The 21,644-nt window shown below is 68.6% G+C and carries 17 protein-coding genes; 11 read left to right on the top strand and 6 right to left on the bottom strand.

The features are described from left to right. Window positions 1–562 precede the first annotated feature (562 nt). The 3 genes from ACSHXN_RS42655 to ACSHXN_RS42645 all read left to right on the top strand — a co-directional run bounded on the left by ACSHXN_RS42655 (window position 563) and on the right by ACSHXN_RS42645 (window position 4,844). Entirely contained in the window at window positions 563–2,935 is a 2,373-nt protein-coding gene (locus tag ACSHXN_RS42655) for a M4 family metallopeptidase (RefSeq protein WP_438306332.1), read from the top strand. Between the two features lie 351 nt (window positions 2,936–3,286). Then, on the top strand, window positions 3,287–3,733 hold the full coding sequence (locus ACSHXN_RS42650) for a helix-turn-helix transcriptional regulator (protein WP_383357510.1): 447 nt from the start codon (window positions 3,287–3,289) through the stop codon (window positions 3,731–3,733). A 451-nt stretch (window positions 3,734–4,184) separates the two neighbouring features. Further along, the gene (locus ACSHXN_RS42645) at window positions 4,185–4,844 is read left to right on the top strand and encodes a hemerythrin domain-containing protein (protein ID WP_438306331.1); all 660 of its coding nucleotides are present in this window, start codon (window positions 4,185–4,187) and stop codon (window positions 4,842–4,844) included. 257 nt (window positions 4,845–5,101) lie between these two features. Here ACSHXN_RS42645 and ACSHXN_RS42640 read toward each other — a convergent pair whose 3' ends face one another. Beyond that, a complete protein-coding gene (locus ACSHXN_RS42640; protein WP_438306330.1) occupies window positions 5,102–5,458 on the bottom strand; it encodes a hypothetical protein in 357 nt (118 codons plus the stop codon). A 12-nt stretch (window positions 5,459–5,470) separates the two neighbouring features. Between ACSHXN_RS42640 and ACSHXN_RS42635 the strand changes: the two genes are divergently transcribed. Continuing rightward, window positions 5,471–6,166 (top strand): M28 family peptidase, encoded by a 696-nt coding sequence (locus ACSHXN_RS42635; protein WP_355800555.1) that lies wholly within the window; start codon window positions 5,471–5,473, stop codon window positions 6,164–6,166. Between the two features lie 88 nt (window positions 6,167–6,254). On the opposite strand, the gene ACSHXN_RS42630 is transcribed toward ACSHXN_RS42635, so the two are convergent. Both ACSHXN_RS42630 and ACSHXN_RS42625 read right to left on the bottom strand, forming a co-directional pair. Then, on the bottom strand, window positions 6,255–6,920 hold the full coding sequence (locus tag ACSHXN_RS42630) for a GntR family transcriptional regulator (protein ID WP_438306329.1): 666 nt from the start codon (window positions 6,918–6,920) through the stop codon (window positions 6,255–6,257). 421 nt (window positions 6,921–7,341) lie between these two features. Further along, on the bottom strand, window positions 7,342–8,394 hold the full coding sequence (locus ACSHXN_RS42625; RefSeq protein WP_355139146.1) for an aldo/keto reductase: 1,053 nt from the start codon (window positions 8,392–8,394) through the stop codon (window positions 7,342–7,344). On the opposite strand from ACSHXN_RS42625, the gene ACSHXN_RS42620 reads away from it, so the two are divergent. The 4 genes from ACSHXN_RS42620 (at window position 8,278) to ACSHXN_RS42605 (ending at window position 14,571) form a co-directional block, all read left to right on the top strand. Further along, complete coding sequence (locus ACSHXN_RS42620; protein WP_438306328.1) at window positions 8,278–8,979, top strand: DUF2690 domain-containing protein; 702 nt, start codon at window positions 8,278–8,280, stop codon at window positions 8,977–8,979. The two genes, ACSHXN_RS42625 and ACSHXN_RS42620, sit on opposite strands and share 117 nt — an antisense overlap. Window positions 8,980–9,057: 78 nt before the next feature. Next, on the top strand, window positions 9,058–12,183 hold the full coding sequence (locus tag ACSHXN_RS42615) for a discoidin domain-containing protein (protein ID WP_438306327.1): 3,126 nt from the start codon (window positions 9,058–9,060) through the stop codon (window positions 12,181–12,183). 152 nt (window positions 12,184–12,335) lie between these two features. Next, window positions 12,336–12,848: a GNAT family N-acetyltransferase gene (locus tag ACSHXN_RS42610; protein ID WP_356111803.1), complete on the top strand. Its 513-nt coding sequence runs from the start codon at window positions 12,336–12,338 to the stop codon at window positions 12,846–12,848. Between the two features lie 505 nt (window positions 12,849–13,353). Continuing rightward, window positions 13,354–14,571 (top strand): PP2C family protein-serine/threonine phosphatase, encoded by a 1,218-nt coding sequence (locus tag ACSHXN_RS42605; protein WP_438306545.1) that lies wholly within the window; start codon window positions 13,354–13,356, stop codon window positions 14,569–14,571. A gap of 170 nt (window positions 14,572–14,741) precedes the next feature. Here the strand turns inward: ACSHXN_RS42605 and ACSHXN_RS42600 are convergent, their stop codons facing one another. Next, window positions 14,742–15,305, bottom strand: a complete 564-nt coding sequence (locus ACSHXN_RS42600; RefSeq protein ID WP_438306326.1) for a TetR/AcrR family transcriptional regulator — start codon at window positions 15,303–15,305, stop codon at window positions 14,742–14,744. A 108-nt stretch (window positions 15,306–15,413) separates the two neighbouring features. Here ACSHXN_RS42600 and ACSHXN_RS42595 point away from each other — a divergent pair, with 108 nt between their 5' ends. Beyond that, on the top strand, window positions 15,414–16,133 hold the full coding sequence (locus ACSHXN_RS42595; protein ID WP_355139159.1) for an MBL fold metallo-hydrolase: 720 nt from the start codon (window positions 15,414–15,416) through the stop codon (window positions 16,131–16,133). A gap of 350 nt (window positions 16,134–16,483) precedes the next feature. On the opposite strand, the gene ACSHXN_RS42590 is transcribed toward ACSHXN_RS42595, so the two are convergent. Then, window positions 16,484–16,759, bottom strand: a complete 276-nt coding sequence (locus ACSHXN_RS42590) for a hypothetical protein (RefSeq protein WP_438306325.1) — start codon at window positions 16,757–16,759, stop codon at window positions 16,484–16,486. A gap of 184 nt (window positions 16,760–16,943) precedes the next feature. Here ACSHXN_RS42590 and ACSHXN_RS42585 point away from each other — a divergent pair, with 184 nt between their 5' ends. Continuing rightward, window positions 16,944–17,105 (top strand): hypothetical protein, encoded by a 162-nt coding sequence (locus ACSHXN_RS42585; protein ID WP_355139163.1) that lies wholly within the window; start codon window positions 16,944–16,946, stop codon window positions 17,103–17,105. A gap of 48 nt (window positions 17,106–17,153) precedes the next feature. On the opposite strand, the gene ACSHXN_RS42580 is transcribed toward ACSHXN_RS42585, so the two are convergent. Continuing rightward, complete coding sequence (locus ACSHXN_RS42580; RefSeq protein ID WP_438306324.1) at window positions 17,154–19,793, bottom strand: glycosyl hydrolase; 2,640 nt, start codon at window positions 19,791–19,793, stop codon at window positions 17,154–17,156. Window positions 19,794–20,383: 590 nt separating this feature from the next. Between ACSHXN_RS42580 and ACSHXN_RS42575 the strand changes: the two genes are divergently transcribed. Beyond that, window positions 20,384–21,604, top strand: a complete 1,221-nt coding sequence (locus ACSHXN_RS42575; protein WP_438306323.1) for a hypothetical protein — start codon at window positions 20,384–20,386, stop codon at window positions 21,602–21,604. The last annotated feature ends 40 nt before the right edge of the window (window positions 21,605–21,644 follow it).

Raw genomic sequence — 21,644 nt, 5'->3', positions numbered from 1 at the left:
CGCCCGCGGCTCGCCCTGCATCCTCACTGCCACATGCGCAACATGACAAGGAGGAGCCGGGGGGTAAAACGCGCAGTTGCGCAGGTGTGAAACCGGCGCCCACGGTCAGGACCCTCCTGGCGGACACATGTCGGCTGCTGCCGCGCCCCGGTGGCGTACGCGCACTGGACACGGCCCAACAGAGAGGCTGCTGTGGGGCGTTTCCGGGGTGGTTCGACATCCTGACGACTCCTGTCATGACACGAGCATCCCGCCCCTGACCAGCGATTACGGGTCAGACGTTGAGACGGCTCGTGCGTGGCTCGGGGGAATCGGCTGTTCGAGCCGCCACCTGACGGACGGGACGTCAGACAGGACTGACATGACATCTGAAACTGATCGAAAATGATCGAAGTCCGCTAGGTAAAGATCTGTTCATGATCCATACGAATCTCTTGCAGAGGCAGTTCCTGCTGTCACGATCACTCCCGCTGCAATCCGCAGTCGGAGGCACCGTGGCCTCCGGCCTCCTTGTATCAACGGCCGTCGACATCGACAGACGGCCGAACGGAAGGACCCGGGATTGAATTCCTCCACCAACAGGGCTGCGTCCCCACAGGGTTCGCACCGACGCAGACGGCGTCTGGCCGCGACCGTGGTGATCACGACCGCAGCGCTCGCGTTCTCCGCACTGCCCGCCTCGGCCGGCGCCGAGTCCACTCCCAACGCATCCGGGAACACTCGGAAAGTGGGAGCGCTCCCGCAGATCAAAGCGACACCCAGGCCTGAGGCCAAGGCCGTTCACCTGTCGCCCGGACAGCGTCGGCAGCTGCTCGACCAGGCGGCCGACGCGGCACCGGACACCGCCCGTTCACTGAATCTCGGCCCCCACGAGAAACTGATCCCGAAGGACGTGATCCGGGACGCCGACGGGACGGTTCACACCCGCTACGAGCGAACCTACGCCGGACTGCCCGTGATCGGCGGTGACCTGGTGGTCCATCAGCGGCAAGGGACACACACCGTCACCTACGCCACCAAGACGAAGCTGACCCTGCCGACGACCACGGCCAAGGTGCCGGCCGCCACGGCGAAGAAGTCGGCCCTGGGCAAGGCGACTTCGAAGGGCACGCGCAGAGCGGGCTCGCACTCGGCCCCCAGACAGGTCGTCTGGATGATGGACGGCCGGCCGAAGCTGGCCTGGGAGACCGTCGTCACCGGCGTGCAGCAGGACGGATCCCCCAGCGAGCGTCACGTCGTGACCGACGCCGCGAGCGGTACCACCCTGGAGAACTCCGAACACGTCGAGTCCGCACAGGGCAACAGCCTCTACAGCGGGCAGGTCACGATCGGCTCCACTCGCCAGGATGACGGCACCTACGCCCTGATCGACCCGGAGCACGGTGGTCACCGGACACTCGACTCGAGCGTCAACTCCAATGGGGTGCTGTTCACTGCTGACAACGATGTCTGGGGCGATGGGACGGTGGCGAATCCCCAGACCGCGGCGGTGGACGCGGCGTACGGCGCGCAAACGACGTGGGACTTCTACAACGACCGCTTCGGCCGCAACGGCATAGCCGACGACGGCCGCGGCAGCTCCTCACGAGTCCACTACGAATCGCAGCAAGGGGTCCCCCTCGCCAACGCCAACTGGCAGGACGGCTGCTTCTGCATGAGCTACGGCGACGGCGCGGACGGACAGCATCCCGTGACGTCCCTGGACATCGCCGCCCACGAGATGACACACGGAGTCACCTCCTCCACCGCCGGGCTGGGCGACTCCGGTGAATCACCGGGCCTCAACGAGGCGATCAGCGACATGATGGCGGCCGCGGTCGAGTTCTACGCCGACAACCCGAACGACGTGCCCGACTACACGATGGCCGAGCTGGACGACCTGCACGGCGACGGCAAGCCCATCCGCTACATGGACCGTCCCTCCAAGGCCGGCATCAGCTCCGTCGGCTACGCGCCCCTGGACTACTGGACGCCGCAGGCGAAGTCGCAAGAACCACACATGGTGGCTGGGGTGGGCGACCACTTCTTCTACCTGCTTGCCGAGGGCAGCGGGCAGAAGACCATCAACGGCGTGGACTACGACAGCCCCACATACGACAAGCTGCCGGTGGCGGGCATCGGACGGACCGACGCCGCCGACGTGGTGTACCGCGCCCTCACCGTCTACATGACCAGCACCACCGACTACGCGGGCGCCCGGACCGCGACGCTCCAGGCCGCCGCCGACCTCTACGGCTCGCAAAGCAGCGCCTACGAGGCCGTTGCCAATGCCTGGGCGGCCGTCAACGTCGGAAACCGTTTCGTCAACCACATCGCCGTGGAGCCGCCGCCGACCGAGCCGGTGGCTGTCGGCCAGCCGGTCAGCCGCCAGTTCAGCGCCTCCAGCACCCGGCCGGGGCCGCTGACCTACTCCGCCAAGGAGCTGCCCCTCGGGTTGTCGATCAACCACACCACCGGCCTGATCACCGGTACGCCCAAGAAGGCCGGTGACTACAAGACGGTCATCGTCATCAGGAACGGGGTCGGGGACACCCGGAAGCTCTCGTTCACCTGGACTTCTCTTGAATCCGGCGGGCACTTCTTCGTCAACCCCAGCACATATCTGATCCCCTTTGAGAGCAAGGCCGAGTCCCCGCTGATCGTCCAGGGGAAGCCGGGCCATGCCCCGAGTGACCTCAAGGTCACGGTCGACCTCGACCACCAGTTCAGCAACTTCATGATCATCGACCTGATCGGCCCGGACGGCACCGTCATTCCCGTCAAGCCCTGGGGACCGGGCTGGCAGGCCGTGCCCGAGCTGCACGAGACCTACACGGTCGACGCCTCGGCGGTCACGAAGGTCGGCACCTGGAAGCTGCGCGTCACCGACGGCACTCCGGGCATCTTCAACTCCTGGGACCCGGGCCATCTCCAGCGCTGGAGCCTCACCTTCTGAGGCTCCGGCCCAATAGGTCGTAGCCGAAGCCCGGCAGGCAGATAGCGTAACGGCCACTGCGTGGTCGCCAGGGGCTGTGCCCCCTGGCGACCATGCGGTGGCCCGGGCTCTTGACGTGGGACCGCGCATTTGCATGAGCCTCCGTCGAATCACCGTGCGAGGCAGGGCGCAACCGTCGATGGGCGCACTACAGGTCGCCGTGAGGGTCCGCAGCCGATCTGTCCTCATCGCCGGTGCCGTAGTCGTACCAGTGCTTGTGTGAGCACAGGGCAACGGTGGTCCGATGCGGAAAAGTCGTCGCTTGCCGACAAGAGCTCGCGTCTCCTGCCGGCCACGGCGACCGACGAGGCGATGGCCTTGTTCGATCGGACTCTGTCGCTTCCCGGCATCAACGACTGGCCTTTGAACGTGCGCGAGTGGCCCTCGCCCACGGCGAGCGATTGCGCACAGCGAGAATGCCCAGCGCGGCCGGAAGGCACTGTCGACGGCGCTGCAGATCTTCGAGGACCTCGGCGCGTGGCTGTGGGCCGACCGTGTCGGACGCGAGCTCAAAGAGACCGGGAGAGCCGTCCGGCGCGAATCGGACTCCCCTGGCTCACGCCCCAGGAATCGGAGGTCGCCCACCTTGCCGCGTCCGGACGCACCAACCAACAGATCGCCGAGAAGCTCCACCTTTCCCACCGCACCGTGAGCGGCCACCTCCACCAGGTATTCCCAACCCCGGAATCACCTCCCGCGCGGCGCCCTGGCCGACTTGAACGGGCGATGACGGCGTCGCGGTGGTCGCGTCCGACCTGAACCCACCGGCCGCGCCCTGGCCCCGGCGCCAGGGATGATGTTGTCGTGACGGCCCCTCCGAGGGCGCCGGCCCTTCCGCGGTGAACTCGAGAAAGACGGCACGCTGAAGGGCAGGCCCGCGCCCGGTCAGCTGCGGCCGTTCGGCCACTCCTACCTGGACTGTCTGGCGGGTCATCTGACCCTTGTCCTGAGATGCGACCTGTTGGCATGCTCCTGGGGCGGCTGCGACCCCTCTCCCGTTTCCGGCAAAGCGAGCGTCTTGATCCGCACTGCTCGGTCTCCAGGAAAACGCCCACCGGCGACCCTCCTCGACGGCGACGGTTACGCAGCCCATCGGACTGCACGACCACGCATGGCGTCATGGCCGGTCGACGAACACCGGCCCCATCCGGCAGCAGAATCGGCGGCCGCGACTCAGGAAGAGAAAATGGCTCCACTCGTCAATGAACCCATGGCCGATACGCGCGACATGTACATGGCCCATGCGGCGCTGCGCCGGGAGTTCCGGCTGCTTCCCGGCCTCATCCGATCCGTCCAGCCGGGCGACACCCGGCACGCAGAGGTCGTCGGTGCCCACGCCGCCCTGATGTGTGCCGTCCTGCACGGGCACCACGAGGGCGAGGACCTGTTGCTGTGGCCCAGGCTCGTGGAGCGCGGGGGTGCGGAGGCGGCCGCCGTCGTGCCGACGATGGAGGAGCAGCACCACACCATCGAGAACCACCACGCGCAGGCGACACGGCTGCTCGGCGGCTGGCGGTCCACCGGGCGGGGCGGCGAAGCGCTCGCCGATGCGTTCGATGAGCTGACGACCGCCCTCGAGGAGCACATGGCGCTGGAGGAGAAGGTGATCCTCCCGCTGGCCGAGAAACACCTCACCGCGAAGGAGTGGCACCAACTCGGCGAGCACGGCATGGAGGCCGTTCCGAAGAACGTCCTGCCACTCGTCTTCGGAATGGCGATGTACGAAGGCGACCCGGAGGTCATCAAGGCCGTCCTCGCAACGGCTCCCCTGCCGGTTCGGCTGCTCGTGCCCGTCATCGGGCGCCGCACGTACGCGGCTCACGCCAAAAGGGTCCACGGCACGTCCACGCCGCCCCGCCTCGGGGCCTGAAAGTCTGCCGTCCCAGCAGGACGGCAGTGCGTCATCGAGCCCGGCCGCGGCTCTCTTCGTCCCGGTGCGGGCGGGCCGGGTCCGATTCCCGGAGGCCCCGGAACGCGGGGCCGGGCGCTGTACGGGGGCGCTCGGCCGCGGGTGACGATGCAGCCTCCGTTGGCGGGCGCCGTCGCAGTGACCGAGCCGCGCACGGGCGTAGTCTGTCCGCGAATGTCCGACAGCAGCCGCCGCCCCTCCAATAAGGTCGGCAGCTGTCACTTTCCACACCATCCCCTGCCGGTATGGAGCCAGAAGCAGCGATGAAGCATGGGACTCCGGAACTCACGGACTTCGAACCGTTCGTGGACCCACTTCGGATACGCCGCGATGTCGAGTTTCTCGCTGCCGAGCCGCGCAGCCGGCGCCGTGCTCCGCACGGTATGCAGCGAGCCGAGGCTTACGTCCGGCACCAACTCACCTCTGCCGGGTGGCAGGTCGAGCGGCAGCCGTTCGACCTCCGTTGGAAAATCGGCTCGACCGACCGGCACGGTCACCGGGCATTGGCGTTGAAACCACGGCTGCACCGCCGACTGCAGGGGGCCAACCTCATCGCCTCGCAGGCTGCTGCTCACACTATGGGCACGGTGTTGATCGGAGCCCATCTGGACAGCGTCGACGGCAGTCCGGGCGCCGACGACAACGCCTCCGGGGTTTCGGTAGTGCTGGAGACAGCGCGCCTCCTGGCCCGGCTGCCCATCGCGCCACCGGTGGCTCTGGCCCTTTTCGACATGGAGGAACTCGGGTTGATCGGGGCACGCCACGCTGCCCGTGAGCTGAACGGGAGCGGACGCATCGCCGGGATGATCTGTCTGGAGTCGGTCGGCTACTTCACGGACGCTCCCGGCAGCCAACAACTGCCCACCGGCTTCTCGGCCGCCTTCCCCCGCGCGTCCGCAGCCGCCAAGGCCAACGGCCTCCGGGGAGACTTCACGCTCGTGGTCCATCGGCGGTCCTCGGCCGCAGCCGCGGCTCTCTGGCGCCACGCCGCCGCGGCCACGTCGATGTCCATGCCGAGTCTCCTATTGCGCGATCCCAGACCGGACGGGCTTCTGGGCATGCTGATCGGCTTGGCCCTTCCCCCGGCCAATCACCTCGGTCGCAGCGATCACGCACCCTTCTGGAACCGGCGCGTTCCCGCGCTGATGCTCACCGACACGGCGAACTTCCGCAATCCGCACTATCACCGGCCAACCGACCTTCCGGGCACGCTCGACTTCCAACGTCTTGCCGCCATCGCCGCCGCGACGGCAGCCACCGCGGTTTCCTGGGCCGCCGGGTGAGACCTGCCGTGGGCATCAGGTAAGGACCTTCGCGATGACGGGCGCCGGGGGCAGGCGCGTGACCGATCCGTTCGACCCGTTCCGTGCGTCAACTACCCAGCTTCGCCGGAAAGCGTGTCCTTGCGTTCGCCGTGTGCGCACGCATCACCAGCTGTGCGCGTGCGTGATCGCGGTCCGCGATGGCCGCGATCAGTTCACGGTGCTCCACCCACGCCTGGCGTGCGATGGGCGTGTAGTACCGGCGTACCCTGCGCTCGACATGGGCGGCCAGTTCTGCCAGCACGGCGTTCCCGGCCAGTTCCACGACGCAGGCATGGAACGTGGCGTTCGCGATCACCACCGCGTCCACATCCCGGGCGGCGACCGCAGCCTCACCCGTCGCGCACAACTCGTCCAGCCGTTCCAGCCCTTCGTCAGAAGGACCCACCGCAGCCAGTCGCGCCGCCTCGGTCTCCAGCAGGGCACGGACGACGAAGAGTTGGTCGGTCTCATCACCGGTCGGCTCGTGGACGAAGGCGCCCTGGGCGGGACGAAGGTCCACCCATCCCTCGGTGTTCAGCCGCTGCAGCGCCTCGCGTACGGGCTGTCGGGAAACCCCGAGAAGACTCGCGAGCTCGCCCTCCGCCAAGTGCTGGCCCGGTTGCAGTGAACCTGAGCTGATCAGCTCCAACAGAGCCTCATACACGCGCTCGCGCAGGGGTTCCGGGCGCTCCAGCCTGGGCACTGATCCTCGCGGCAACCCGTCGAACACCATCCTGGCCCTCCCGGAGCTCACCCATTTCATTGATCAATGGAACTCACCTGGTATCAGGGAGAGTACCGAAGCCGGGGACGGACCAGGGTCCAGGGGCACACGTCCGTCGACGACGGCTGCCGCACCCGCCCGCATTTCCTCGTCTTCCGGTTCGTGCGCCGGCTGAGGTCCGTCAGATTCCCCGGATCGGACGAGCCGAATGGCACCCTGCGACAGGCCTGACGGACCTGATCCGTGGCCCGGACACACCCGTGCCGGGCCACCGGGCAGGGCGGCAGCTCTCACTGCGGCACAGGGAGCGCAGACAACACGCTCTCCACGGGTGGTGGGCGCGGCCGGTGCGGTGGCATGGTCGACCCGGACGCGCAACCGCCGTGCACCTGCCCGGTGCCCGTCATGCGCGGAACCTCGAGCGGCAGGCTCAGTCCGCGGCCTTCCGCTCCCCGGCCGGGCGCCTGCGCCGAGCGCGTTCGGTCAGCGTCGGCGGCTGCCAGGCACCGTCGGCCTGGTAGAGATCGGTGCCGGGCGCCACGATCTCGTCGATACGGTCGAGCACCTCGTCGTCGAGCAGCAGGTCGGCTCCCTTGAGGAGCGAGGTGAGCTGCTCCATGGTGCGCGGACCGGTGATCACCGATGTGACGGCCGGGTGCACCAGCGGGAAGGCGACGGCCAGTTCGGGCAGAGTGCAGCCCACCTCCTCGGCGAGAGCGACAAGCCGCTCGACGGCCGCGAGCTTCGCCGCGTTACCAGGGATGGCGGGGTCGAATCGGTGCGGAGTGAGCTTGGCACGGCCGGAGGTGAGGTCGACGGGCCGGCCCTCGCGGTAGGCGCCGGAGAGGAATCCCGAGGCGAGCGGTGACCAGGTCAGCACTCCCATGCCCAGGCGTTGCGCGGTGGGCAGCACGGACCGTTCGATGCCGCGCGCGAGAATCGAGTACGGCGGCTGCTCCGTGCGCATCCGCATGAGTCCGCGCCGCTCCGCGACATGGTGGGCCTCGACGAGGTCCTCGGCGGGGAACGTGGAGCAGCCGAACGCCCGGATCTTGCCTGCCCTCACCAGGTCACTGAGGACGGAGAGTGTCTCCTCGATGTCGGTGGTGTGGTCAGGACGGTGCACCTGGTAGAGGTCGATCCAGTCCGTGTCCAGGCGCCGCAGGCTGTCCTCGACGGCCCTGAGGATCCAACTGCGCGAATTGCCGCTGCGGTTGCGCCCCTCCCCCAGCGGAAAGTGCACCTTCGTCGCAAGCACGACATCGTCACGTCTGCCCTTCAGCGCCTTGCCGACGATCTCCTCGCATTCGCCGGCCGAGTACATGTCGGCGGTGTCCACGAAGTTGATTCCGGCGTCGAGCGCTGCGTGGATGATGCGTGCGCTGTCCTCGTGATCGGGGTTGCCGACGGCACCGAACATCATCGTTCCGAGGCAGTGGGTGCTGACCTCGATACCGGTCTTGCCGAGGACTCGATAGCGCATGTCGGTGCTCCGTCTCAGGTGAGGGCGGGTTGTGAGCGTCAGCTTAGGAGTTGGAGTGCACTTGACGGCAAGGGCAGGCCCTTCCCGCCCCGTCACGGCGCCGAGACGCTGTGCCGATCCGCGCCGTGGAGGGCGGGCGAGGAGAGGGCCCTGGCTGCTGGGTGCGGCGATGGTGGTGCCCGCCGCCTCCGTAGACGCCTCTCGCAGCGATCCCCGACCGTCCGACCGCCGGTGTGCAGAGTCAAGTCCTGCGAGGGTCGCCATCCCCGAGCGACCGTCTGCGAGCGCCCCACCACGGTGGTTGCCCGCACAGTGGCCGACGGCACTCGAATGGAGATCCGTATCGGCCCCGGTTGCCGGGCGGCATGGGTCCGGGCCCGGTCCGCGCCCCGGGTTAGACCCCAAGTTCGCCGTCCGGCAGGTCCCTCAGGGCCGCCGCGAAGCGGTCGCCACGACGGTGATCGCCTCGCCCCGTACGACCAGTCTTCGCGCCTGTCAGCACCCCGCCGCCGGCCACCCGAGCCGCGAGTGCCGCGGCCCGATGTCCTGGTGGTGCTTCGCGATCATCCCGGTCACAACCCTTGACGCGTCGACAAATACGGACGAAGAATTGCCGCCGTCCCCTGACAACGTTGTCTTCTCCCGGGCAGAAAGGCGTCGAGAGTGCCACCTGGACCCCTGCAGATCGACCGCCGTCGTTTCATCCAACTCGTCGGCGCCTCCGCCGCCCTCGCGACCGTCCCCGTCGGCCTCGACGCCGGCACCGCCCGTGCCGAGGAGCACTCGAGCGCGGTGCCGGACGAGGTGGCGGAGACCTACTATCGCGTCCTGCTCAACCACACGCACTGGTCCGAAACGCAGTGGGACCAAACCCGCGGCTACTACACGGACAAGGACTTCGGATTCGCGGTCGTACTCGGGAACGCCGTCCTGCTCACCCACGGTTCCTACGACGGTGACCGTGCCGGAGTGGATGAGCAGACGCTGAGGACCCGGACCATGGCCACGATCCAGCACTTCGCCGCGTCCAACCGGCTCACCGGGGGCACGCAATGGGGCCGCACGCTCTTCTTCGACACCACCTTCCAGTTGTACTTCGTACTGGCTGCCCGGCTGCTGTGGGACGACCTCGACGAGACGACCCGCGCCAACATCGACACGATCGCTCGTGAACAGGCCGCCTACACCACGAAGTTGGGGACGGGCAATGACCCGAACTCCGGCACCTGGACCCCCAACGGTCTGACCGGCGGCTACCAGGGCGACACCAAGCTCGAGGAGATGGGTGTCTACGCCCAGTCCCTTGCACCCGGTTTGGCCTGGGCCGCCGACGATCCGCGGCACGCGGACTGGGAAGCCGCGTTCGGCACGTGGTCGCGCAACGAGGCCGGCCTGCCTCAGGCGGACCTCGCGAACCCGGCCCGCGTCGACGGCAGATCCGTGTCCGACAACACGGCCCGGAACCTGTACGACACCTTCATCGTCGAGAACCACGGCTCCTTCGGGCCGCACTACCAGGAAGAACTGTGGCGCACATCGGGCCGTAACGCCGCGCATTTCATCACCGCGGGGCGCCCCTTGCCGCAGGTGCTCACCAACCAGCCGAACGCCGACCCGCTGTGGCGCACCCTTCTGGGGGTGATGAGTGACGCAGGCGAGCCGCTGATGCCCATGGTCAACGACCGCGAGCACCTCTACGGCCGGGACGTCATCCCGCTCGCGTTCCTCGCACAGGTGGGTGGCGACCGAGCGGCCGCACGGGCGGAAGTCGCCCTGGCGGAAAGGTTGGAGGCCTACCAGAAGTATCCGCCCGAGTACCGGCTCGCGAAGTTCTCGGGTGAGCCCAAGTACGAGCCGGAGGCACGCGCCGAGCTGGCCATCAGCTACCTCCTGCACCTGTGGGCGGCAGGTCAGCGCCGCACGGTCCGACCGCTGTCGCGGGACGAGCTGTTCCGACAGGCCTCGGGAGTCACCGACTTCGGTACCGGACCGGGTCTGGTGTCGCACCAATCGACCGCCGCCTGGGCCGGGGCCGTCACCAAACCCGGCTTCGTGAAGTTCGCGTGGCAACCGGCCCATGACGACTGGCTGTTCCGGCTCAGCGGCGGGACCCCCATGTTTCTGCCGACGGTCACCGGGCAAGTGGCGGGCCGCCAGGTGCGGACCTACACCAGGCTCCGCGACGGGTTCGACGGCAGCGCCACCCTGCTCCGGCTGGGTTCCGGTCACGCAGGGCTCACCACCCTGCCCTCGGGCGCCGTTGTCTACGCGACCACGGGCATCGGCGCCGGCGAGGGGCATCTGGAGGTGCACAACCTCACCATGCCGGGCATAGCGGGCCTGACCGGCGAGCGCACCTATCGATTCGAGGAGGGCAGCGCCACCGTCACCGCGCAGGATGCCCGTCCGTCGGCCACCACACCGCGCGTGGACGAGCTGACGTTCACGCGCACCGAGGTTCGGCATCTGCGCATGCTCGGCGTCAGGCCCGACCCGACCTACGGCTATTCGCTGTACGCCTTCGAGGCACGCGACGGAGCGGGCAGCGCCGACCTCGCACAGGGTGGGACGGCCACCGCCTCCTCCTTCGACTCGGGCAAGGAGCCGGCACTGGCGGTGGACGGTAACGCCACGACCCGATGGGCGGTATCACGTGGCGACCGGCCCCGCACGGACAGCTGGCTCGCCGTCGACCTCGGCGCCACGCACGCCGTGGACCGTGTCACCCTGCGCTGGGAGGCCGCGGCCGGACGCGCCTACACGGTGCAGGGGTCGGCCGACGGGCAGCAGTGGTCGGATCTCGTTTCCTGGCCGGTACCCGACGTCGCCAGCCGGGGCGGGTGGATCGACATCGACGGCCGGGCCGGCCTCATCGTGCGCGACGCAAGACAGCAACTCGCCGTCTATGACGACACCGTCGTCCTGTCCGACGGACCGGCCGCTCCCCTCCTGGTCGAGGGACTCCCGAACGCCTCCGTCGACACGCTGCGGAAGCTTGCCCGAGGCGCCGTCCCGCAGCCCCAGGACGACGCCGTCCGTGCGGCTCTCACGGAAGACCATCTCAGCCTGTTCAATCTGTCCGACCGGAAGATCACCACCCGCGTCGACCTTCAACAGGACCGATCCCGCGTCGTGGTCTTCGAGGGTCGCCAAACGTTGACCTCTCAGGGCAGTTCCTACGAGGCGGAACTGGATGCGGCCACGGCCGTCCTGCTGCCGCCGCGGCTGACGCTTCGACCGCTCTCCGGTACCTCGCTGCCCGTGGGCCTGGTGGCGGAGGTCGTCGACGGCGCCACGCTCAGGCTCACCGGCCCGTCGTGCCGTATCCACGTGACCGGGCAGGACGACAGCGACGTGGCGGTGGTCCGCGCGGGTCGTACCACCACCGTCTCTCTGCGCCACGCCGACGCCTACCGCCTGAGCGACCTCGCTCTCGGCCGTACGGTCTTCCCGACCAACCCCTTGCCACCCGGCATGTCGGACCCCGCAGCCGCCGTCGACGGTGCTGCGGAGACGGCGTGGGTGCCCGGATCCGATGGTCGCATGGTCGTCGACCTCGGGGCCCAGCTCCCGGTCCGCAGTATCCGCACGGTGTGGACGGGGGGTCGGCTGCCCGCACTGACGGCGGAGCTCAGCAGCGACGGCATCAGCTATACACCGGCCGGACGACTCACCGGACACGGCCGGACGCGGCAACTCGCCACGGACGCCACCGCGCGCTATGTCGCGCTGGCGACCGACGCGAGCGGGAGGAACGACGCCCGGCTGATCAGCCTCTCGGTGATCTGACGGCATCCTGGCATCGGAACTCCGGCCGACCGGCCGGAGTTCCGGTCCGGCGCGGATGCCGCGCCGGGTCGCTCGCTCGTGGTCGATGTCCCCTGACGGTGGGAATGCCGGGGACCTGCGTCCGGCGTCACGGTGGAATAGGGTTCCTCGCCATGACCGTGCTGCATGGCGCCTTCGTCGTCCTCCGCCCCACCGTCGCCGAGGACATTCCCGCTCTGGCCGTCATCCGGGCCACACCCGAGGTGCGCGCACGGTGGAGGGCCGAGGGCGATCTCGAAGCAGACATCGCGGCCGACCTCGCCGACCCCGACGTCGACATCCTGACCATCCACCTCCAGCAGCGGATCGTCGGCTTGATCCAGTGGTACTGCGAGGAGGATCCCGACTACCGCCACGCGGGTATCGACATCATCCTCGATCCCGCGGTGCATGGCCGTGGCCTGGGCACCGACGCCGTACGCACACTCGCCTGCCACCTCGTCGACGACCACGGGTTCCACCGTCTGATCATCGACCCGGCGGCCGACAACACCCCGGCGATTCGCTGCTATACGAAGGTCGGTTTCCGGCCGGTCGGCATCATGCGACAGTACGAGCGCGGCCCGGACGGCACCTGGCACGACGGTCTCCTGATGGATGTCCTGGCCGCCGAACTGGTGCGCTGACCCGGCTTCGTCCCCCCAAAGCTCAATCCGCACGCCTACGTTGCCGGCCGAGCCCGCTTCGGAACGGCCGGTCAGGGCGCCCTCACCGGCCGTCGCCCGCGGCCCCCGCTCGGCAACGAACCCGGTCGTCCGGCACCCGCCGTTCGACGGACTGGCGACGGTGGGCCGGGACCGAGGTCGGCTGGCGCGTACGGGCGCACCTGTTCCCGTGCGGGTGCCTTCGGTGTGGATGCGGGCGCCGGCCGCTCGAGGCACCGCAGGATCGCGCGAAGGGCGCCCGAGGGCTGGCGAAATATAGATCGTGCGTTCGATTCATGTACCGATCACATGCCGCGTCGCGCCGTGATCGGCACCCCACCACCCCGGCCCGCCCTTGTCCCTCGTCGAGCCCGATCGCCCATCACCGCACGTAGGGCACTGAAACCGACCCCGTCACGGCCACCCCCCGCCGACCGTGCCTGACGTGAGAGAGGTGGGTTTCGGTGTGAGACTGGGCGCGGAAGGGGTGATCCCCGTGTCGGACCCACCGCATGCGTCCGCCGGCCCCGACGCCGCCGTCGACGAGAGTCGACTGGAGGAGCTGCTCATCGAGGCACAGACGGCTCTGCCGTTCGAACTGCCCGCCCTGGCGAACCGGTGTGCTACGGCTCTCGGCCTGGACTCAGCGTTGATCTACCTCGTCGACCTGCAACAACGGCAGCTCATACCACTCGACGAGGAATTGGAACCGCTGCCGGTGGACTGCTCGTCCGCGGGCTGGGCGTACCGCACCGTCTCCCCGCGAGTGGTCGAGTCCGACGGCGGCGTGATCGTCTGGATGCCTCTGGTCGACGGTGCGGAGCGGCTCGGTGTACTCGCGCTGCGGACGGCCGCTCTCGACGGGGTGCGGATGCGCCGCAGCCGGATGCTGGCCCATCTGTTCGCCATGCTGATCACCTCCAAGCGCACCTACAGCGACTGGCTCGCCGCCCGCACCCGCACCACGACCATGCGGCTTCCGGCCGAGATGCTGCGGGCCTTCCTGCCGCCCCACACCGTCGGCAGCCGCAGATGTGTCTCGACCGCGGTCCTGGAGCCGGCGTACAAGATCGCCGGCGACGCCTTCGACCACTCGGTCGTCAAGAATGTGCTCCACACCATGATCCTCGACTCCATGGGGCACGATCTGGCAGCCGGCCTGGCCACATCGGTGGTCATGGCGGCGGCACGCACCTCTCGCCGCGGTGGTGGCGACCTGCCGGACATAGTCAACCGCGTTGACCAGTCGCTCGCCCGATGGCGGCCGGACCATTTCTGTACCGGCGTGCTGTGCCGGCTCGACGCGGAGACCGGAGTGCTGAACTGGGTCAATTGCGGTCACCCACCGCCGCTGCTGATCCGGGCCGAGCAGGTGGTCCACGGCGTGCTGGACAGTCCGCCGCAGCCCCCGTTCGGGCTGGCGGGCCCGCTCGCTCCGGCCGCCCGGCAGGTCCATGAGACGACGCTGAAACGGGGCGATCAGGTCCTGCTCTACACGGACGGCGTCATAGAGGCGCGTGACGCGAACGGAGTGGAGTTCGGCCTGTCCCGGTTCACGGACTTCATCATCCGCTCGTCCGCGGCCGGCCAGCGCCCGGCCGAGGTGCTACGACTGCTCATCGACGCCATCCTCGACCGTCAGCGGAACCAGCTGCGGGACGACGCGACCATCCTGCTCTTCGAATGGCGCCCGCAGGACCGGTGAAGTGGCGGCACACCCGTGCAGCAGAGGCGAGCCACGACGACCGGCTGATGAGCCGAGCCGCCCGGTTCGTCGGCTGGCAGCTGACCGAGACCGCTTCCGGGCGCCGCGGAGGAAGATCAGCAGGACGCGTACGGACCGGACCGGGGTGATTGCGCGTCGCGCGGCCGGCGTCAGGCCCCTTCGGTGAGGGCGGCGGCCAGACGGGTCAGTCCGTACTCGTAGGCGCGGTCCACGTCGCCGCCGAGGTTGAAGGCGTCGGCCAGCTCCATGCTGATGAAGCCGTACGCCCAGGCGGTGATCGTGCGGGCCGCCTCCAGGGCTTGAGCGGGGCCGGCCAGTTCCGCGGCGATCTGCAGGACGGGGGCCGCCGCGCGCGCCAGACGGGCGGGATCGGGCCTGGTCGGCCCCGGGGCGCCGGCGAAGACGAGGCGGTAGGCGGCCGGGCGGGCATGGGCGAACGCGCGGAACGCGCGGAGCAGGTCGGCCAGTGTCTCGCGGGGGTCGGCGGCCGGTGGGACGGCGTCGAGGTGCTTCTCCAGGTCGAGGAGCGTCTCCTCGGTGACGAGCAGGACGAGGGCGTCACGGTTGCGGACCCGCTTGTAGAGCGAGGGGGCGCGTACGCCGACCCGGTCGGCGACAGCCTGCATCGTCAGCTGTGCGAGCCCCTGCGACTCCAGGATGTCGCGGGCTGCTCCGACGATGGCCTCGAGTGAGGTGCGTTCGGGCGTCGGCATGCCTTCTCCTTCCGGCGGGTGCGATGTCGTCTTCATCATAGCTATTGGCCATAGCCATGATGGCTATGTATCGTAGCCATCGTTCCCGGTTCGGCGAGGAGAAGGTTCATGAAGCTCGATCAGCACCTGTATCGCATAGGCAACGACATCGTGGCGGTCTACTTGGTCGTCACCGACGAGGGCGTGACGGTCGTGGACGCCGGAATGGCCGGCCACTGGGGGGAGCTGACCGCCGAGCTCGCAGCCCTTGGCCGGACTCCGGCCGACATCCGCGGCCTCGTGCTCACCCACGGCGACACCGACCACCTCGGCTTCGCGGAACGGCTCCGGCGCGAGCACGGAGTACCGGTCTTCGTCCACAGCGCCGATGCCGCACGCGCCCGGGGCGAGGTGAAGGTCAAGAACGCCTGGGGCCATGCCAAGATCGGCGCCACGGCCGGTTTCCTCTGGTACGCCAGCCGCAAGGGCGGCCTGCGCACGACGTATCTGACCGAGGTCTCGGAGGTGGCCGACGGCGATGTGCTCGACCTGCCGGGCGCGCCCCGCATCCTGGGGATGCCCGGACACTCGCCCGGCAGCATCGCCGTCCATGTGCCCGAGGTCGACGCGGTGTTCGTCGGTGACGGCCTCACGACCCGGCACGTGCTGACCGGACAGCACGGTCCGCAGCCGGCGCCGTTCACCGATGACCGGGACCAGGCGCTCGCGTCGCTCGACCGGCTCGGGGAACTGCGTGCGAAGTGGGTCCTGCCGGGGCACGGCACCCCTTGGAACGGGGGCGTGCAGGAGGTCGTCCGCCAGGTCCGGGCCGCGGCACGACCGCAGTAGCGTCCGGGTGCGAAGCTGCACCGGTGCCACGACGTTCGGGGCCGTCCCCGAGGGGCGGCCCCGCTGGTCGTCGGAGCGGGGGCATACCTACGCGTGGAGACGATGCTCAAGAACGCTGTCCGCCACGGCACATCACCCTGTCCGCAGCGCCGTCAAGAACAACTGGACAACGACCCTCGGCGCCCGTGGAGGCATGCGCAGGGCGGGCCGGTGGGATCGGTGCCGCTGCCGACCTCATCGGATCCAGCTCCCGCTGCACCCCGGCCTGGGCCCGGGCGCAACACATGTCGGCCCCGGCGCGGTGCGCCGATGCCGTCGCCGGACTTCCCGCGCCGTCCGATCCCCCGCCCTCAGTGGCGAGAACGGGCATGCTGGTGTCTGCAGCAGCGGCTGGGAGGTGCGGGGATGCGGTGGTGGGCCGTGGGGTGGATGGTCGCCGGGATGGTCGTCATGGCGGCGTGCAGTTCGTCGTCAGGCGGCGATGCGGCCGCCAGGCCTTCCGGGAGCCGCTCGGCGGAGCCGTCGACCGGCGCGTCGACGCACACGTCCGCAAGCCCGTCCATGAGCGAGAGCGCGAGCCCACCCTCGGGAAGGCCGTCGGCGCCGGCCGGTTCACCCTCCACCACGGTGCAAGGCTGTGCCGCCGGGCATACGAAGGTCGCCGTCAGCCCTGGTGACAAAGTCGAACGAAAGTTGTGCGTGCGTCCGGGGACCGAGGTCTCTCTCGTGCTGCATCCCCGGGCGGACGACAAGCGGTGGACAGGTGTACAGAGCTCCGCGCCCGTTTTCGTCCTCGTATCCGGATGGCGGGTGGCTTCAGACGGCACCGCCTATGCCACGCTGCGTTGTGCGGGCACCCGTGCCGGCAATGCCAAGATCACCGGGCTGGCGAAGGCACCGGACGTGGCTGGCGCGGCCGACGGCGCCTTCACGCTGGACATCAGTGTGGTGCCCTACCCGAGGGAGGGGTGACCCCGGAAGCCGGGATCACCCCTCCGCCTCATATCGGCTACGCGAGGGTCAGCCGCAGTCACGCACCTTGATGCTGTAGATGCCACGGCCGTGCGTGGCCGCGTACAGGGTCTGACCGTCAGGGCTCAGCTTCACCTGGAGCACGGCAACGGCCGGGAGAGAGCCGACGCGCTTCCACTTCGTCTGGCCCGGAGCCCGGTAGACGACACCCAGGTCGGTGGCGACGGCGATGCCGCCGTTCCCCGTGACGATCGCGGAGTTGGTCGGTACGTCGGGAAGGTCGGCCGAGATGTCCTTCCAGGTCGTACCACCGTCCTTGGACTCGAAGACGTGGCCGAGACCCGAGCCGGGACCCTCGGTCCAGTGCCGAGAGAAACCATTGACCGCAAGGAAGACGTGGTCGGCGTTCTTCGGATCGACGGCGAAGCCGCTCAGGTAGCGGTTGGGGACGGTTCCGTCCACGGGCAGGGAGATGTCGTGCCATCCCGTGCCGTCAGCATTGCCGACCGAGATCCCGCGGGCGAAGCCTTCCTCATTGCAGGGGCCGCACCAGGCCGCGTAGACCTTGCCGCCCGAAGCCGCGACGGCGGTCGCTGTACGGCCGGCGCCGAGGTCGTACACGCTCTTCCACTCCGAGCCGCTGCGGATGGCGTAGCCGTGGGTCTGCACCCACACATGGCGGCCGCCCGCGACCCACGTCGAACCGTTCTTCAGGTCCGCACCGATCGGAGCGATGAAGCGGGCCTCGCCGGTGGCGTTGTCGGCCGGAGCGATGTTGTACGACGTGGCCTTGCCGGGGTCGGTGATCCAGGAGCCGTCGTTGAGGGCGCAGTTCTGGGTCACCTGAAGGGCGAGGTAGACGTATTCCTGGGCGATGTTGCAGCCGTTGGCGGGATCGGTGAGGGTGTCGCCGCCATCGCCGCCGAAGTTGGAGCCCATCACCTTGTCGTTGCTGCGCAGGATGGACTGTCCGTTGTCCTGCAGGCCACCGGTGACCGAGACTCCGCCGTGGTCCAGGTCCTTGCCGATGCCCACCGAGTAGTACTGGAGGGTGTCGATGGTGCCGTCATTGAGCGAGGTCCAGTCGGTGGCGTGCCCGGAGGAGTCCTGGGAGCCGTGGACCGGCCGCTTGTAGGCGCCGCCGTCGTTGCCCACGTACACATAGCTCTTGCCGTGGTAGCTGCCGATCGCCACGCCGTGCTGGTCGGAGTGGGTGGTCGGGTTGCAGTCGCCCGTCTGCTTGGCGGGGTCGATGTTCCAGCAGGAGAAGTCGAAGTTCCAGTAGGGACCGACGGTCGACCAGGTGCCGCCACCGTCCTTGGTCTCGTAGACCTCCTCAAGTCCCGCGTACACGTGCTGCGGGTCGCTCGGGTCGACGGTCAGGAACTGGTTGTACCAGGCCTGCACGCCCGGCATGTAGCCGCTGGAGGTCAGTGCCGAACCGTCGGCGGCCAGACCCTTGTAGTCGGCGACCTTCGTCCAGGGCCCGAACAGCGAGCCCGCACTGTAGATGCCCTCCAGGCCGCTGTCCGGGTTGGACGCCATCTGCTCCGGCGACTCGTCGATGGCGTAGTAGCGCGAACCGTCCGCGGAGCGAGCGAAAGTGACCGTCCCGACGTTGTCGGCGTCGGTCGGCAGATCACCGAAGCCGCTCGTGATCCGCTGCCAGCGGCCTCCTACCTTGGTGTAGAAGCCGTTGTAGTCGTCACCGCTGCGCCAGCCGACCGCAAGGACCACCTTCGAGGGGTCCTTGGGGTCGATGGCGATGTCGTTGGTGATGTTCTTGTACGCGGCATTGTCGTCGGTCGCCTTGGAATGGCCCGGCAGGTAGTCGGGGTTGGGCGCGTACTCGAGCTTCCAGGACCCGCTGAGCGTCTTCGTGGAGTGACTCCACACGCCTTCGCTTGTCGCCGCCCACACCTTGCCGCCGCCGAAGCGCAACTGGCGCACGGTGGTGCTCTCCAGCTCGTCTCCACCCACCCGGCTGCGGGTGGCGAAGGTGCCGTGGTGGGGATCGGACAGCACGTACACACCGCTGCCGAGGTACGCGTCCGCGTTGGTGTTCGCCTCGCCGGTGCCCAGCCACAGGCGTCCGGTCCCGTCGAGCGCGAGCGCGCCGGTGGACTGCGAGGGCAGCCCGTCGCTGATCGGCTGCCAGTGGCCGCCACCGGACTTCGAGCGCCATACTCCGCCGCCCGCACTGCCCGCGTAGACATAGCCGTCGTCGTCCGCGGCCATGGCGGCCATCCGGCCGGTGACGTTGCCCGAGCCGCCGCTGGAGTTGGAGTCGATGTCGCGGTAGCGGGAGTCGTCGGAGTTGTACGGCAGATTCGTGGTGTGCCGCCAGTTACCGCCTGTGCCGGGCAAGTTGGCCAGGCTTTGCCAGGCGGCGCCGTAAGCGCCCGGTGCGACGACGCCGGGTGCGGTGCGCGCCTCGGCGTACTGGTCCGCACCCTCTGCGATCTCGTCGGCCTCATTGCCGTCGTCGGGATCCTCCGCCGTCACCTTGGGGGTGACGGCGCCGACGGAGTGTTCGCGCTCGGAGGCCAGTTGACTGAGCGCACGGGCCCCGAAGGGGCTGCTGTCGTGTTTGCCGGGCGCGGCGCTTGCGGGTATCGCGAAGAGTCCGGCGGATGCGGTGATGGCGCAGATCGTGAGCCATCGTCTTTTACGGGTTGGTGCTGACACCAAGTCCTCCCACGCAGGCAGTGATACAGCCGTCACAGGTGACCCGATCACGAGCGGAGGGAAGCATCCGACACTTGAACAAGTCTTTGTTCAGAACCTGACACTTCGGTGAATCTGACACTTCAGCGGCTGGAGCGCGCACTCGACCATCAACAGATCACGACCGCCCGAACGGCAGGGCCCATGGCCGGCTGCGGGGACGCCCAGGCTGTTCCGGCCGTAACGCCGGCTCGTGGCTTGGCGGCGGGCAACCACTCTCGGAAGACCGGACCACTCGGGGTCGGTTCAGCCGTGGAGATGGGCCCTGCCGGGTCCTCAAAGACGGTAAATCTGCAGACCCTGCCGTCTTCGGAGATGACTTGGCCGTCCTCGTGATCGGGGCCCTTCGAAATCTGTGCTCCCGAAACGGACACTACGCGACTGTGCCGAATCCCTGCGCCGAAAGCGCCTTGCGGAGTCAACTCGCGCGTCGGTCGCAGACCATGAAAAGACCCACTGACATCATTCGGTGATCCGCACGGTCGGCAGCCGACCGATGCCTATGCGCGAACGCGGGCCCTGCATTTCCCCATTCCCCGTCAGGAGGTCTCGTGGCAAGCGAACTTCGGCGGCGTCAGCTACTCACCGGTGGCGGCCTCGGAACCGGTGCACTCGCCAGCGTGACCGGCCCCACCGCTCAGGCCGTTGCCGCACGCACGGCGCCTCCCCCAGCCACGAGCCGTCCGCGCCCGGTCGCCCCGGTCAACCAGGCGATCGCGGATCACACGCCGATGGCGTACAAGGTCCAGCCGCAGCAGGTGGTGGGCGTCGATGCGGAGAAAGAGATCGCCATCCACACGATGTCCGACGTCGCAGACAGACGCAGGCGACTGATCGAATACATCTGGAAGGGTTCCGGGTTGCCCACCAGGATGCCGCAAGCCGAACCGGGTGCACCGCTGCCGCCCGAGATCGCCACACTGACCGGCGTACGACAGACCACCAAACTGACTGTCCCTTTGCGTTACGGCGTCAGAGCGGTCGAGTATCTCCTCGAGCCCCAGGGGCCGGTCAACCACCGGCTCGGCATCTATCACACCGGGCACGGCGAAGACCCGGCGATTCGGCTCCCCACGGTCCAAGCACTGCTCGACCACGGCTACGCCGTCCTCTGCTCGGACATGCCCTTCGCCGGCTGGAACGTCCAACTCATCCAGGAACCGAGCGACCCGAAGAAATACATCGATATCGCCGGCGGCACAAAGGCGCACAACCGTCTCAGCGCTTACGAGCCGTCCCGCCTCCCGGCCACGACGTTCTTCCTCGAACCGCTGGTCGTGGGGGTCAACTACGCCAGAAAGATCCTGCGCCCCCAGTCCATCGCCATGATCGGTCTGTCCAGCGGGGGCTGGACCACGACCGTGTACGCCGCCGTCGACACCCGTGTCACCCGGAGCTACCCGACGGCCGGGACGCTTCCGTTCTATCTGCGTCCCGGGCCGCCGATCGACTCCACCGGCGACTGGGAACAGGGCGGCGTCCAGGGCGCCACCGTACCCGGCTTCTACTCGATCGCGAGCTTCGGCAACCTGTACCTCATGGGCGCGGTCGGCTCTCGCCGCGGACAACTGCAGATCCTCAACCGGTTCGATGCCTGCTGCTTCGCCGGAGTGGGGGCCCGCAGCTATGCGCCCGTGGTGAGCCACCGTGTCGCACTCATCGGGCAAGGCAATTGGGATCTCCTGGAGGATGCCACCCACAACAAGCACCAGGCGTCTCCGTACGCCCTTGAGGTCATCTTGTGGGACCTCGAGACCAATCCGCCCGACTGAGGGTCGGTCACAAGTCCCTGCTCTTTCCCGGACGGAGGGT

This window comes from Streptomyces sp. HUAS TT11 (genome assembly GCF_051553595.1).
GTDB lineage: Bacteria > Actinomycetota > Actinomycetes > Streptomycetales > Streptomycetaceae > Streptomyces.
Note: the sequence above shows the minus strand (reverse complement) of the source record. Positions and strands in the feature narration are given on the sequence as shown.